Here is a 13,518-nt window from a genome sequence, read left to right as displayed (position 1 = left end):
ACCGGGTGAGATCGGGGGCCGGTTCCGGGTGGGGTCGAGGGTCGGTGATGGATGGGATCGAGGATCGATTCCGGACAGGACCCGGGGGTCAGCACTGGGCGGGCTTCAGCCAGGAGCATTCCAGCTCCGAGGCGTTCTCGGCCTGCGCCTCCTGCTTGAGCTGCACGACCGCGTCCACCGGCGCGTCACGGCGGAACTGCGCGAGACGGACGGCGATCTTGTCCTCGATGTCCCGGGGAGCGGCGGACAGGTACTGGTTGAGCATGACGGAGAAGACCAGCGGCTCGTTGTCGGCGCTGGTCACGTAGCCCGACAGTGAGGTGACGCCGGTCAGCGAGCCGGTCTTGGCGTGGACGTTCCCGGCGGCGGGCGTGCCGCGCATCCGGCTGCGCAGCGTCCCGCCGACCATGCGGTCGGCCTGGCCCGCGATCGGCAGCGCGCCGTACCAGGCGTCGAACCACGGCTTGGCGCGCAGCGCGGCGAGGTAGCGCGTCAGGCCGCCGGGGGTCAGGCCGTCCATCCGCGACAGGCCGGAGCCGTCCCGCAGGTTCAGCGTCGTCATGCCGTTCGCCTTGGCGAAGGAGGTGATCGCGGCGAGCCCGGCGCTCCATGTCCCGGCGCCCGAGACCTTGCGCCCGATCGCCTTGGTGAGGATCTCGGCGTGCATGTTGTTGCTGAGCTTCATGAACGGCACCAGCAGCTCGCGGAGCGGCATCGACTCGTGCGAGGCCACGGCGGCGGCGCCCTCCGGGACCGCCGCGCGGGCCGCGCCGCCCAGCACCCGCACCCCGTGCCGGGCCAGCGACGCGCGGAACAGCGAGGTGGCGTAGGCCGTGGGGTCGTCGACGGTGACCCACTCCTGCTGCTCGTCCGCGACGGTGCCGGTGATCACCACGGTGTTCGTGCCGTGCCGGCGCTCGATGGTGACGTCCGTCTCGGCGCCGGTCACCGCGCGGTTCTCGATCTTCAGGTGGTCCGTCTCTGGCGTGGTGGTGACCTTGGGCCGCTTGCCCGCGGCGTCCCCGGGGGCCACCGAGACGATGACGGTGCCGGCGTCGTAGTCGGTGTTGGGGGAGGCGGTCAGCGCCGAGATCTGCGCCGCGTAGTAGTAGGGCTCGTCGTCCCAGGCCCAGTCGGTGCCGAGCCGTACGTCGTCGAACCAGGTGTCGTCGGCGACGAGCCTGCCGGTGACCACCTTGATGCCCGAGGCGGCGACCTCGGCGGCCAGCGCGTCGTAGTCGGCGGCGAGCATGGTCGGGTCGCCGGTCCCCCTGAGGTAGAGGTCCCCGGCCAGGGCCGAGCCCGCCCGACGGCCGGTGGACAGCACGCTCGTGGTGAAGCGGAAGTCCAGGCCGAGGTTCTCCACGGCGGCGGCGGAGGTCAGCAGCTTGGTGTTGGAGGCGGGGGTGAGGATCTTGCCGGAGTCCAGGGCGTAGAGCTCCTCGCCGGAGGCGGCGCTGCGGACCACCACCCCCGCCCGCGCCGGAGTGAGCCGGGCGTCGCCGAGGATCTGGTCGATGTCCTTGACCAGGTCCGCCACGCCGGGGGCCGGTCCGAGGGCGCCGGCCGGGGCGGCCGAGCCGGTCGTGGCCCAGGTGAGGCCGGTGAGCAGGATGGCCGAAAGAGAGAGGGTGGTACGTCGCGAGGGCCGCACGGTGTCTCCAGGTGCTAGGCGTCTGCGGAGATCATCGGCACCGGCGGCCTGGCCGACAATACGGAAATGTTCGTATCTTTCACCCCTATCAAGTGACCGGTGAGTGGGGTTGAATGTGGCAATGATCACACCGGCTCCCACCCCCCGCCCAGTCGGAGCCGCCGTCACCGTGCCGCGCGGGGTGCGCGTCGGCTACGGGGTCGGATCGGTCTGCACCGCGACGTTCTCCACGGTCCCGGGCCTGCTGCTGCTGTTCTACATGACCAACGTGCTGGCCGTGCCCGCCTGGATCGCCGGCGCGGTGGCCTTCCTGCCCAAGCTCTGGGACATGGTCATCAACCCCTGGGTGGGCCAGCGCTCCGACCGCACGGTCTCCCGGCTCGGCCCGCGCCGCCCCTGGATGCTGCTGGGCGCGGTCACCCTGCCGGTGACCTTCGCGCTGACGTTCGCCGGGCCGCCCCTGACCGGCCTGCCCGCCGCGCTGTACGTCACCGTCTGCTACTTCCTCACCGCCACCGCCTACGCCTTCTACGAGGTGCCCTACAAGGCGATGGCCACCGAGATGACCGACGACTACCACGAACGGTCGTCGCTGCTGCAGTGGAAGATGGTCTTCCTGGGCCTGGCGATCCTGCTGTCCGGGGCCGGCGCGCCGGCCCTCGCCGGGACCGAGGTGACCGGCTACCGGCTCATGGGCCTGGTCATCGGCGCGGTGCTGCTGGTGTCCATGCTCGCCTCCGTCACCGGTACGGCCCGCGCCCCGCTGGCCGGCCGGGCCGAGGCCGAGCCGTCGCTGCGGGCGCAGTTCGCCGCGGCCCGCTCCAGCCGGCCGTTCCTGGTCCTGCTCGCCCTGAGCTGCGCGCAGATGTTCGCCGCGGGCACCCTGCTGGCGGGCGCGCCGTACTTCGCCACCTACGTCCTCGACGCGCCCGGGGCGACCACCACGCTCTTCCTGTGCGTGGTCGGGCCGCTGCTGGTCACCATGCCGCTGTGGATGTGGCTGTCGCGGCGTTACGACAAGCGCGGCGCGATGGTGCTGTCGGCGGCGCTGTTCACCGCCGGCACGGCCGCGATGGCGCTCTCCGACCGGTTCGGCACGGGCTACGCGCACGCCTGCGTGCTCGTCGTCGGCGTCGGCTACGCCGGGTTCCAGCTCCTGCAGTTCTCCATGCTCTCGGACGTGGTCGTCCATGACGCGGCGGTCACCGGCAGGCGCCGCGCCGGGGTGTTCACCGGTCTGTGGACGGCCTGCGAGACCGTGGTCTTCGCGCTCGGCGCGCTGGTGCTGGGCTGGCTGCTCGGCGCGACGGGATTCGTGGAGTCCTCCGCCTCGGAGGCGGTGATCCAGCCGGACTCGGCGATCGCCGCCGCCCTGTACGGCGGAGCGCTGATCCCCGCGCTCGCGGCCGGGGTCAGCGTGCTGCTCACGCTGCGCTACCCCATCACCGCCGAGACGATGCGGACGGTGGACGCCGCCGGTGCCGCCGACGCCGCCGGTGCCGCCGGGGTCTCCGAGGCTTCCGAGGCCGGGGACGGGGCGGGGGAGGAGCCCGGGGTCACGGCGCGCGCGGGTGAGGGACCGGAGCCGGCCGGGGCGTGACCCGGTTCAGGCCAGTTGAGGCGTGATCACGAGGAAACCGCAGTCACCGAAGGACAGCACGTCGCCCGGCCGTACCGGGGCCGGCCCGACCAGCCGCCAGTCGTTCAGCCGGGTGCCGTTGAGCGAGCCGAGATCGACGACGATCCAGCCGTCCTCGGCGCGGCGCAGCTCGGCGTGCACCCGTGAGACGGTCAGGTCGGCCAGCACCAGGTCGCAGGCCGAGCCCCGGCCCACCACGTAGCGGACGCGGTCGTCTCCGGGCAGTGCGAGGCGGGGCAGCCGGGGGCGTCGCCAGGCCGACTCGACCCGGCGGGTGAAGTCGGACGCCGAGGCGACGACGTCGGTCACCATCCGCCGCAGCCGGCCGCGCGGCGGCAGGTCGGCGACCAGGTTCTCCAGCTCGCCCTGGCTGCGGGCGCGCAGTGCCATGTCGACCCGGCCGAGGAACGTCTCATGCGAGAGGCGGCCCTCGACGGCGCGGTCGCGGAGCTCGTTGATGGCGCGGTCGCGGTCCCCATCGGACGCGCGGGACGGGGGAGGCGGCGAGCTCATCCCCCGAGTATCCGCCCCGGCGCCGGAACCTGTCCAGAATATGCGGATCTCTTGCCGTGACCATACTGAGTATGCATACTCAGTATCCATGGCGATCCGACAAGGGCTGCTGGCCCTGCTCAGCCGGGGGCCCCGCTACGGCTACCAGTTGCGGGCGGAGTTCGAGGCGTCGACGGGGGCGACCTGGCCGCTCAACATCGGCCAGGTCTACACGACGCTCTCCCGCCTGGAACGCGACGGCCTGGTGGCCCCCGGCGAGCAGGACGATCAGGGCCGGGTCGTCTACACGATCACCGAGGCCGGTCGGGCCGAGATGGCGCGATGGTTCGGCACCCCCGTCGCCCAGGCCGACCGGCCCCGGGACGAGCTGGTCATCAAGCTCGCGATGGCGGTCACCGCCGGGGCGGACGTGCGCCCGATCATCCAGGCCCAGCGCACCGCGACCATGGGCACCCTCCAGCGGCTCACCCGCGCCAGGCGGGCGAGCGCGGAGGACCCGGCCCAGCGGCTGGTGCTCGACTCCATGATCTTCCAGGCCGAGGCCGAGCAGCGCTGGCTCGACCACTGCGAGGCCGTGCTCGCGGCCTCCCCCCAGACGCAGGAGAGACAAGCATGAGTTTCGATCCGGTCGTCCGGCTCACGGACGTCGGCCGCCTGCACGGAGACGGCCCGGGAGCCGTGACGGCCCTCTCGGAGGTGAGCCTCGCGGTCGAGGCCGGGGAGCTGGTGGCGGTGATGGGCCCGTCCGGGTCCGGCAAGTCCACCCTGCTCAACGTCGCGGGCGGCCTCGACCGGCCCACCTCGGGCGACGTGGTCGTGGAGGGCGTCTCGCTGTCGCGCCTCCCGGCCGGGGAGCTCGCCGCGCTGCGCCGCCGGCACGTCGGCTACGTCTTCCAGGACCTCAACCTGATCCCCTCGCTCACCGCCCTGGAGAACGTGACGCTGCCGCGCGAGCTGGACGGGATCCGCTTCCGGGACGCCCGCCGCCAGGCGCTGGAGGTGCTCGCCGAGGTCGGCCTCGCCGAGGTCGCCGACCGCTTCCCCGACGAGATCTCCGGTGGCCAGCGCCAGCGGGTGGCGATCGCCCGCGCCCTGGCCGGGGAGCGGCGGCTGATCCTGGCCGACGAGCCGACCGGCGCCCTCGACACCCCGACCGGCGACGAGATCCTCCAGCTCCTGCGCGCCCGCTGCGACGCCGGGGCGGCGGTCCTGCTCGTCACCCACGAGCCCCGCTACGCGGCCTGGGCCGACCGGGTGGTCTTCCTGCGCGACGGCCGGGTCGCCGACACCGCCACCGCGCCGCTGGAGAGCGCCCGATGAGCGCCCCGGCACCCGTCATGACGCGCACCGGGACGACGGGAGCCGCGCGTTCCCGGCCGGCCGCCTTCCTGGCGGCGCTGCGGATCTCCCGGCGGGACGCGCTGCGGGCCCGGGGCCGCAGCGCGCTGATCGTGACGATGGTCGGCCTGCCCGTCCTGGTCATCGTCTTCGCCCTGATCTTCGCCGCGACGGCGGACATCACCCGGAGGGAGGGGCTCACCGCGCGGATCGGCACCGCCGACCTGCGGATCGTGACACTCGGGCGGCCCGATACCGACGGCCGCGCATCGACGCCCACCTCGCCGGCCGAGGTCATGAGGCTGCTCGGGCCCGGGGCCCGGATCATCCCGGCGAACGAGGGAAGCGCCGACTTCCGGGGTGAGCGCGGCTACGACAACGCGTCCGCGCGCGAGCTGGACCTGCGAGACCCCCTGACGAAGGGGATGTACCACCTGCTGCGGGGCCGCCTCCCGGCCGCGCCCGGCGAGATCGTGGTGACCCCCGGCGCGGAGGAGCGGGGGATGCGGTTCGGCACGACACCGGCCGTGACCTTCAAGCTGACCCCGATGCGGGTGGTCGGGGTCGTCGAGCACCCGCACCAGACGAAGAGCGCGGAGATCATCGGCCTTCCGGGCACCCTGCTGTTCGACAGGGCCGACGGGCGCGGCACCGGCTGGCTGGCCGACACCCCGAAGCCGGTGACCATGGCCGACGTCCGCAGGCTGAGCCGTGCGTCCCTGGACGTCCAGGCCCCCGTCGAGGCCCGCGACGCGTACGGCTACCACGACACCAAGGACGTCGTGGCCATCGGCCTGGCCGTGATCATGGGGGTGCTGGAGGTGGTGCTGCTGGCCGGTCCGGCGTTCGCGGTGGGGGCGCGGCGGCGTCGGCGGGAGCTGGCGCTGGTCGCGGCGCAGGGCGGCTCACCGGGGCAGGTGCGGATGGTGCTGCTGGCCGACGGGGTGGTGCTGGGCGGCGGCGCGGCGCTGTTCGGGCTGGTGCTGGGCGTCGGCCTCGGGGCGCTGTCGGCCGTGCTGGAGGCGGGCCGGCTGATCGGCGGAGTGGGTCCGCTGGACGTCCCCTGGGTGCCGGTGCTGGCCGTCGCCGCGCTGGGGGCGGCCAGCGGGGTGGCGGCGGCGGTGCTGCCCGCCGTACGGGCGGCCCGGCAGGACGTCGCGGCGGTGCTCGCCGGGCGCCGGAGTACGGCGCGTGACCGCGCGGGCCGTCCGATCATCGGAGCGGTCCTGGTCGTCGCGGGAGCCGTGGCCGCCGTGCGCGCCATCGGGTCCGACCGGGTCTGGGTCCTCGCCGCGGAGATCCTGGCCCTGCTGGGGCTGGTCGCGCTGACGCCTTCCATGGTCCGGCTCGCGGCGGCGGCCGCCAGGGCGCTGCCGCTGCCGCTGCGGCTGGCCGCCCGCGACGCGGCCCGCAACCGGGGCCGCACCGCTTCCGCCGTCGCGGCGGTCCTGACGGCGGCCGCCGCCTTCACGATGGCGGCCGTCGCGTTCGACAGCGCCCTCGCCGAACGGCGCGACGCCTTCCACCCGACGGTTCCGGCCGGGACCGTGGAGATCAACGGCTCGCGCCTCGACGACGCCCGGTGGGCCAGGGCCAGGACGATCGTCGAGCGCGCCCTGCCCGGCGCGCCGCTGATCGAGGCCGTCGCGCTCCGCGACACCCGGGGAGCCGCCGTGGAGCTCTCGGTCGGACACCTCGACGCTGCGGACGGCATGTACCTCGGCAACCCCTTCGGCGTGAGCCTGCCGGTGGGGGACGGGCGGCTGCTGGAGTTCGTCCAGGGACGGCGGGACCCGGTCGCGGCGGCGGCGTTCGCCGCGGGCAGGGCCGTGGTGTTCGACCCGCGCCTGGTGCGCGACGGGCGGCTGCGGTTGTCCGCCGTGCACTTCGCCAGCCACGACTCATCCGAGGCTCCGAGGGATCTCACCGTTCCCGCGGTCGTGGCGCGGGCCGCCGACCCCCGGCGCGCCGTCGCGGTGCTCCCCGTCTCGGCCCTGCCCGCCCTCGGCCTGAAGCCCGAGGCGCGCGTGCTGTACGCCGCCCCCTCCTCCGTCCGGCTCACCGAGGAGCAGGAGGTCAGGCTGGGGCGGGAACTGGCGATCATGGCCGGCCCGGTCGGCGTGACCTTCGTGCGTGACCTCGACTCGTACGGCTTCGTCAAGCCGCTGCTGTTCCTGGCGGCGGCGGTCCTGGCGCTGGGCGGCACGCTCGCCGCCACCGGCCTCGCCGCGGCCGACCTGCGTCCCGACCTCGCCACCATGGCCGCCGTCGGCGCGAGACCCGGCACCCGGAGGCTGGTCGTCGCCGGCCAGGCGGGGTTCATCGCCGGTCTCGGCGCGCTGGCCGGCGCCCTCGCGGGGATCCCCGCCGGGATCGTGGTGGCCGGGTCGTCGATGCCGTACGGCTACCGCGCCTGGGCGCCCGACCCGTCGTCGTTCCTCGACCGGCTGCCGCCGGTTGAGCTCCCCTGGCTCTTCCTCGCCGCGCTGGTGGTCGGCCTGCCGCTGCTGGCGGCGCTGGTCGCGGGGGTTTTCACCCGGACCAGGGTCACCCTGACCCGCCGGATCACCTGACCGTGTCCCGCCGGGGCACCTGACCGACTGACCTTCCCGGCCGCCGGGGGCGGCGGACCGCCGGTGTCTCGCCGTCCGATGCGACGGGGTGCCGGTGCTTCGCCGCCCGGTGCGGCGAGGGTACGCCGCGCCGGGCGTCCGGGCTGGTAGGTGTGGTGATGACGTTCCGATCACCCGATCCCGGCGGCGAGCGAGACGATGCCCGACAGCGTTCCCGGCGACCCGCCGGACGGCCCGCCGGGCGGCGAGGGCCGGTTCGGCGCCGCCGGTGCCGGTGGACCCGGTACGGCACGGCTTACCGGGAAGGCGGCGCCGTGCCGTACCGGGTCCGCACGAGGTCATCGTGAAGGCGCGGGGAACGACGCACGGCGGCGCGTGGACGGTGACGGTCCGGGGCTCCTCCGGCGCGGGCGGGGCGTCCCGCCCGCGCGGAAGGCGGCCTCAGTCGGTCACGTCGGCGCAGACCACGTGGGCGCAGAGCTCGATCATCCGCCGCTCGGTGCGCGCGTCGGCGACCCGCGCCATCAGGATGGGCGCCTCGCTCGCGGCGAGTTGCGGCAGCCGGGCGCGCACCCCGCGGTGGATGTCCCGGACCACGTCCTCGGCCGCCGTCATGTGGACCTTGACGTGCAGCATGATCCCGGGCGCGCCGGAGGAGGTCTTGGCCTCGGAGATCCACACGTGGTGGACGAGCGGGTAGTCGGCGAGGACCTGCGCGATCGCCACCCGCAGCGCGGGCAGGATGGGGTGGCGGCAGCGGCTGTAGCCCGGGTCCACCATCTGCATCGGCCCCGACAGGTGGGGCCGGGGGGCGGGGATCCACGGCTGCGCGGGTGCGGCGGGGACGGCGGCCCGCTGCTGGGGGCGGACCGGCGCGGGACGCGACACCGTGGCCATCGCCCCGGTGGCGTACGCCGTCGGGGAGGTGGACGTCAGCGCGGGCGTGGGACCGCTGCGGGTGGAGTCGAGGTATCGCCTGAGGTCCTCGATGGGGACGGCGGCGGCCGCCGGTCCCGCCGCGTCGATCACGATTTCCCGCACACCGGTGACGCGTTGGATGTCGAGGATGGTGTCGGCGTCGCAGGCCGACAGGGAGTGGCTGCCACGGTGCCGCGCGTAGGTGCTCGCCGAGGTGTACCCGAGGAGCACGCGTTCACCGGTCTGCGTCGTGCCGAGCACGACGGAGCGGTCCGGCCGCACGGCGACCAGGAGTCCCCATTCGGCGAGCGCCGCCAGTAGCCGGTGCGGGCCGCCGTGCTGTGCGAGCACGTCGCCGAGAGCGGGGTTCCCGATGCTCATATGAGGAACGATAGGTAGGGGACCACGGCTTATGAGGGTAATCGTGAACTTTTGTGGTGAGCAATACCAAGTTGAATTTTGTAGGTATGAGATCGTCTCGGATGGGTAGCGTCAAGACCCTGTCTCGTATGCCGGGACACTCGTGAACACGTTCACAAGCGCCGATAGACTCGAGAGGTCGTGCAGCAGCCTCTCGTCTTAAGGATCCCGCCTGTGAACAAGCCCGTCGTACTGGTCGCAGAGGAACTCTCCGAGGCCGGTCTCGCGGTCCTGGGCGCGGACTTCGACGTCCGCCACGTCGACGGCGCCGACCGCGCGCAGTTCCTGCCCGCCCTCGCCGGGGTCGACGCCCTCATCGTGCGCAGCGCCACCCAGGTGGACGCCGAAGCGATCGCCGCCGCGCCGAAGCTCCGGGTCGTCGCCCGCGCCGGCGTCGGACTGGACAACGTCGACGTCGAGGCCGCCACCAAGGCCGGTGTCATGGTCGTCAACGCCCCGACCTCCAACATCACCAGCGCCGCCGAGCACACCGTCGCGCTGATCCTCGCCTCCGCGCGCAACGTCGCCCAGGCGCACTCCGCGCTCAAGGGCGGCGAGTGGAAGCGCTCCAAGTACACCGGCGTGGAGCTCGACGAGAAGGTCGTCGCCATCCTCGGCCTCGGCAAGATCGGCCAGCTCGTCGCCCAGCGCCTGCAGCCGTTCGGGGTCGAGCTGATCGCCTACGACCCCTACCTGCAGCCGGCCCGCGCCGCGCAGATGGGCGTCCGCCTGGTGTCGCTGGAGGAGGCCCTCGCCGAGGCCGACTTCATCACCGTGCACCTGCCCAAGTCCAAGGAGACCATCGGGCTCATCGGCGACAAGGAGCTGCGGGCCGTCAAGCCGACGGTGCGCCTGATCAACGTCGCCCGCGGCGGCATCATCGACGAGAACGCCCTGTACTCGGCCATCAAGGAGGGCCGGGTCGCCGGCGCCGGCATCGACGTCTTCCCCAAGGAGCCGGTCACCGACAGCCCGCTGTTCGAGCTGGACCAGGTCGTCGTCACCCCGCACCTGGGCGCCTCCACCCACGAGGCCCAGGAGAAGGCGGGCACCCAGGTCGCGCGCAGCGTGAAGCTGGCCCTGGCCGGGGAGTTCGTGCCGGACGCCGTCAACGTCCAGGGCGGCGCCGTCGCCGAGGACGTCAAGCCCGGCCTGCCGCTGGCCGAGAAGCTCGGCCGGGTCTTCACCGCGCTGGCCGGCGAGGTCGCCACCCGCCTGGACGTCGAGGTCCGCGGCGAGATCGCCGCGCACGACGTGCGGGTGCTGGAGCTGGCCGCGCTCAAGGGCGTCTTCGCCGACGTGGTGGAGGACTCCGTCACCTACGTCAACGCCCCGCTGCTGGCCAAGGACCGCGGGGTGACCGTCGAGCTGGTCACCAGCCAGGAGAGCCCCGACTGGCGCAACGTGGTGACCGTGCGCGGCGTCCTCGCCGACGGCCGTACGGTCTCGGTCTCCGGCACGCTGTCCGGCCCGCGGCAGATCACGAAGATCGTCGAGGTCAACGGCTACCAGATGGAGATCGAGCCGACCGACCACCTGTCGTTCTTCGCCTACAGCGACCGTCCCGGCGTCGTCGGCATCGTCGGCCGTATCCTCGGCGACCACGGCATCAACATCGCCTCGATGCAGGTGTCCCGCGACGTCAAGGGCGGCAAGGCGCTCATCGCGCTGACCGTCGACACCACGATCCCGGCCGACGTGGTGGACCAGATCGCCGCCGAGATCGGCGCCGACAGCGGCCGCTCGGTCGACCTGGCCGACTAGGCCGCCGCGCCGCGGGTCCCCGGCACGGCGGGGGCCCGCGAAGGGACGCCTCCCGGTCCTCGTCGCGACCGTTCTTTGTCTCGCCATGTGAGAAATATGGACAACGGGCGAGACGGCGTTCCGGTGGGCGGGTACTGTGACAGGAAATGCGCCAGGTTCTCGTAATCCTTACCTGCCGCGGCGGGGCCTGACGGGCAGGCCGGCACCTCGCCGCGGTGCGATGGCGTTCGCCGGCTTCACCTTCGCGTCGCGGATCCGCGACCCGGATCCGTGGCACCAGGCCCGGTCGGACTCGTGACCGGAGTTCCCAGCCACATTTCCCGCTCGCCCGTGAACGAGACGAGGCTTGTCATGTACGACATGTATCCCTGGAACCGCCCGGAAGAGAACAAGGACGAGGCCGCCGACGCGCTGCAGACCGCGCTGGACCGGCGTGACAACGGCGGAGTCCCCATCCGCTGATCCGGATCGACGGAGGAACCGCCGGCCGGGGATCGGGGCCGGCGGTCTCCCGCCGCGTCAGGCGCTATTCGCGCCGTCCTTCTTCGTGTCCTTCGCGGCGTCCTTGCCGGTCGACATGGTGCCGTTCTCGATCGCGAGCTTGACGCCCTCGCGGTCGGGGCGGACGGCCCCGGCGAAGACGCTGCGCCGCCAGGAGCTGAGCTTCTCCTCGCGGACGACGTCGCCGGTGCGCGGGGCGTGGACCATGTAGCCGGGCCGGCTGATCATGCCGACGTGGCCGAGGCCGCTGAAGAAGACGAGGTCGCCGGGCTTGAGGTTGTTCCAGGAGATCTTCTTGTCGAAGGCCGCGTACTGGTCGTAGGTGACCCGGGGGAGCTTGATGCCGGCGGCGCCGTAGGCGCGCTGCATCAGGCCGGAGCAGTCGAAGCCGCCGTGGCCGGTGCCGCCCCAGACGTAGGGGGTGCCGCGCTTGGACATCGCCCACTCCACGGCCTTCTTCCAGGCGGGCTCGGGAGCCTTGGCAGGGGTGGCCTGCGCCGGCTTGGACGTGGACCCGGGCTTGGCGGTGGACTCTGGCTCGGCGGTGGCCGAGGGGGCGGGGGCCGGCGTGGGGATGGCGGCCGGGAGCGCCGTGGCGAGCGTGGAGGAGGGGACGACCACCGGGGAGGGGGTCGGTGTGGCGGCCATGGCGGCGGCGGGGGCCGCGAGTGCGGCGGTGCCGACGGCGACGATGGACAGGGCACGGGGGAAAAGCTTGCCGGACAGGGCGATTCCTTCCATAAGGCCTGCCGGGTTAGCTGTCGGACTCGGGCGTGGAGGCCGCCCTACGGCGCGAGAACGCGCTGATTCGCCCCAAGGAAGACCCCGTATGCGGGCAGCAGGAAGCACGCTCACTGGAAGCGGAGCCGTGTCTCCGGCGCCCCGGGTGTTTTCCGGAAGGTGGGTCCCCGGCTCCCCGGGGCCGGACATGGGGGTGGCCCACGGGGATTAGGCGTCGATACGAACGGGAGGACCATAACGAAAGTTCATGAATCGGTCAATAGCACGCAAAGTCGGACAAATCGATCAAGCGGCGCATGACACGCCGTTGCGTCCGTACCGTGAGATGGGTGTTCGGCAGCCGAGACGAACCGGTAGGGTGCGTGCATGGATTCGCGCAACATTCGCCTGGCAGTCATCCCTGGTGACGGGATCGGAGTGGAAGTCGTCGCCGAGGGGCTGAAGGTCCTCCAAGCGGTCGGCGCCAAGGCCGAGACCACCACCTACGACCTCGGCGCCAAGCGTTACCACGCGACCGGCGAGGTCCTCACCGACGTGGTCCTGGACGAGCTGCGCGGATACGACGCGATCCTGCTCGGCGCGGTCGGCGACCCCAGCGTGCCCCCGGGCGTCCTGGAGCGTGACCTGCTGCTCAAGCTCCGCTTCCGGCTCGACCACTACGTCAACCTCCGCCCGGTCAAGCTCTTCCCCGGCGTGGAGACCCCGCTCGGCGGCGCCCGGCCCGAGGACATCGACATGATCGTCGTCCGCGAGGGCACCGAGGGCCCGTACGCCGGGGCCGGGGGCGTGATGCGCCGGGACACCCCGCAGGAGATCGCCACGCAGGAGTCGCTGAACACCGCGTTCGGCGTCGAGCGCGTCGTCCGCTACGCCTTCGACAAGGCGCGCAGCCGCCCCCGCAGGAAGCTCACGCTGGTCCACAAGACCAACGTGCTCACCTACGCCGGAGACCTCTGGTCCCGCACGTTCGACCGGGTCGGCCAGGAGTACCCCGAGGTCCAGACCGACTACTGCCACGTCGACGCGGCCTCGATGTTCTTCGTCACGCAGCCGGAGCGGTTCGACGTGATCGTCACCGACAACCTCTTCGGCGACATCCTCACCGACATCGGCGCCGCCGTCGCCGGCGGCATCGGCCTGGCGGCCAGCGGCAACGTCAACCCCGACCGCACCGCGCCGAGCATGTTCGAGCCGGTCCACGGCAGCGCGCCCGACATCGCGGGCCAGGGCAAGGCCGACCCGACGGCCACGATCCTGTCGGTCGCCATGCTCCTCGACCACCTCGGCCTGGCCGAGGAGGCCGCCCGGGTCGAGCAGGCCGTGGCCGACGACCTCCTGGAGCGGCAGACCGGCTGGACGGCCCGGACCACCCACGAGATCGGCGACGACATCGCCGCCCGAGTAGCCGGCTGAGAGGCCGCCCACCCGATTCACCCACGCGCCCGGCGGCTCCGCGA

11 protein-coding genes and 1 riboswitch are annotated in these 13,518 nt (G+C 73.0%); of the genes, 7 read left to right on the top strand and 4 right to left on the bottom strand.

Features of this window, described 5'->3' with window-relative positions:
* Nucleotides 1-88: 88 nt before the first annotated feature.
* Nucleotides 89-1,654 (bottom strand): D-alanyl-D-alanine carboxypeptidase/D-alanyl-D-alanine endopeptidase, encoded by a 1,566-nt coding sequence (dacB, locus tag HDA43_RS22565; protein WP_179824894.1) that lies wholly within the window; start codon nt 1,652-1,654, stop codon nt 89-91.
* A 121-nt stretch (nt 1,655-1,775) separates the two neighbouring features.
* On the opposite strand from dacB, the gene HDA43_RS22560 reads away from it, so the two are divergent.
* Complete coding sequence (locus HDA43_RS22560; RefSeq protein WP_218912367.1) at nt 1,776-3,254, top strand: MFS transporter; 1,479 nt, start codon at nt 1,776-1,778, stop codon at nt 3,252-3,254.
* A gap of 6 nt (nt 3,255-3,260) precedes the next feature.
* Here the strand turns inward: HDA43_RS22560 and HDA43_RS22555 are convergent, their stop codons facing one another.
* Entirely contained in the window at nt 3,261-3,806 is a 546-nt protein-coding gene (locus HDA43_RS22555) for an FHA domain-containing protein (RefSeq protein WP_179824892.1), read from the bottom strand.
* 88 nt (nt 3,807-3,894) lie between these two features.
* Here HDA43_RS22555 and HDA43_RS22550 point away from each other — a divergent pair, with 88 nt between their 5' ends.
* Genes HDA43_RS22550 through HDA43_RS22540 form a run of 3 tightly spaced genes read left to right on the top strand, consistent with a single transcriptional unit; the run spans nt 3,895 to nt 7,717 of the window.
* On the top strand, nt 3,895-4,422 hold the full coding sequence (locus tag HDA43_RS22550) for a PadR family transcriptional regulator (protein ID WP_179824890.1): 528 nt from the start codon (nt 3,895-3,897) through the stop codon (nt 4,420-4,422).
* Nucleotides 4,419-5,126, top strand: coding sequence for an ABC transporter ATP-binding protein (locus tag HDA43_RS22545; RefSeq protein WP_179824888.1), 708 nt, complete (start codon nt 4,419-4,421; stop codon nt 5,124-5,126). Before HDA43_RS22550 ends, HDA43_RS22545 begins: the two co-directional genes overlap by 4 nt.
* Complete coding sequence (locus HDA43_RS22540) at nt 5,123-7,717, top strand: FtsX-like permease family protein (protein WP_246424486.1); 2,595 nt, start codon at nt 5,123-5,125, stop codon at nt 7,715-7,717. Before HDA43_RS22545 ends, HDA43_RS22540 begins: the two co-directional genes overlap by 4 nt.
* A gap of 441 nt (nt 7,718-8,158) precedes the next feature.
* Here HDA43_RS22540 and HDA43_RS22535 read toward each other — a convergent pair whose 3' ends face one another.
* Nucleotides 8,159-9,016: a hypothetical protein gene (locus HDA43_RS22535; RefSeq protein ID WP_179824886.1), complete on the bottom strand. Its 858-nt coding sequence runs from the start codon at nt 9,014-9,016 to the stop codon at nt 8,159-8,161.
* Nucleotides 9,017-9,229: 213 nt separating this feature from the next.
* Here HDA43_RS22535 and serA point away from each other — a divergent pair, with 213 nt between their 5' ends.
* Nucleotides 9,230-10,819 (top strand): phosphoglycerate dehydrogenase, encoded by a 1,590-nt coding sequence (gene serA, locus HDA43_RS22530; protein WP_179824884.1) that lies wholly within the window; start codon nt 9,230-9,232, stop codon nt 10,817-10,819.
* Between the two features lie 330 nt (nt 10,820-11,149).
* Complete coding sequence (locus tag HDA43_RS36060) at nt 11,150-11,281, top strand: hypothetical protein (RefSeq protein WP_281395456.1); 132 nt, start codon at nt 11,150-11,152, stop codon at nt 11,279-11,281.
* Between the two features lie 57 nt (nt 11,282-11,338).
* Here HDA43_RS36060 and HDA43_RS22525 read toward each other — a convergent pair whose 3' ends face one another.
* The gene (locus HDA43_RS22525; RefSeq protein ID WP_179824882.1) at nt 11,339-12,061 is read right to left on the bottom strand and encodes a C40 family peptidase; all 723 of its coding nucleotides are present in this window, start codon (nt 12,059-12,061) and stop codon (nt 11,339-11,341) included.
* Nucleotides 12,049-12,285, bottom strand: a riboswitch (cyclic di-AMP (ydaO/yuaA leader). Its footprint overlaps the gene before it by 13 nt.
* Nucleotides 12,286-12,427: 142 nt before the next feature.
* Between HDA43_RS22525 and HDA43_RS22520 the strand changes: the two genes are divergently transcribed.
* Nucleotides 12,428-13,474 (top strand): 3-isopropylmalate dehydrogenase, encoded by a 1,047-nt coding sequence (locus HDA43_RS22520; protein ID WP_179824880.1) that lies wholly within the window; start codon nt 12,428-12,430, stop codon nt 13,472-13,474.
* Nucleotides 13,475-13,518 lie beyond the last annotated feature (44 nt).

The sequence above is a fragment of the Streptosporangium sandarakinum genome, from assembly GCF_013409935.1.
Taxonomy (GTDB): domain Bacteria; phylum Actinomycetota; class Actinomycetes; order Streptosporangiales; family Streptosporangiaceae; genus Streptosporangium; species Streptosporangium nondiastaticum.
Note: the sequence above shows the minus strand (reverse complement) of the source record. Positions and strands in the feature narration are given on the sequence as shown.

What these genes read in the sequence shown, in the direction of transcription:
- HDA43_RS22550 (WP_179824890.1), top strand. Translation starts at nt 3,895, where the DNA reads ATGGCGATCCGACAAGGGCTGCTGGCCCTGCTCAGCCGGGGGCCCCGC.
- HDA43_RS22540 (WP_246424486.1), top strand. Translation starts at nt 5,123, where the DNA reads ATGAGCGCCCCGGCACCCGTCATGACGCGCACCGGGACGACGGGAGCC.
- HDA43_RS22555 (WP_179824892.1), bottom strand. Translation starts at nt 3,806, where the DNA reads ATGAGCTCGCCGCCTCCCCCGTCCCGCGCGTCCGATGGGGACCGCGAC.
- HDA43_RS22535 (WP_179824886.1), bottom strand. Translation starts at nt 9,016, where the DNA reads ATGAGCATCGGGAACCCCGCTCTCGGCGACGTGCTCGCACAGCACGGC.
- HDA43_RS22520 (WP_179824880.1), top strand. Translation starts at nt 12,428, where the DNA reads ATGGATTCGCGCAACATTCGCCTGGCAGTCATCCCTGGTGACGGGATC.
- HDA43_RS22560 (WP_218912367.1), top strand. Translation starts at nt 1,776, where the DNA reads ATGATCACACCGGCTCCCACCCCCCGCCCAGTCGGAGCCGCCGTCACC.
- HDA43_RS22545 (WP_179824888.1), top strand. Translation starts at nt 4,419, where the DNA reads ATGAGTTTCGATCCGGTCGTCCGGCTCACGGACGTCGGCCGCCTGCAC.
- HDA43_RS22525 (WP_179824882.1), bottom strand. Translation starts at nt 12,061, where the DNA reads ATGGAAGGAATCGCCCTGTCCGGCAAGCTTTTCCCCCGTGCCCTGTCC.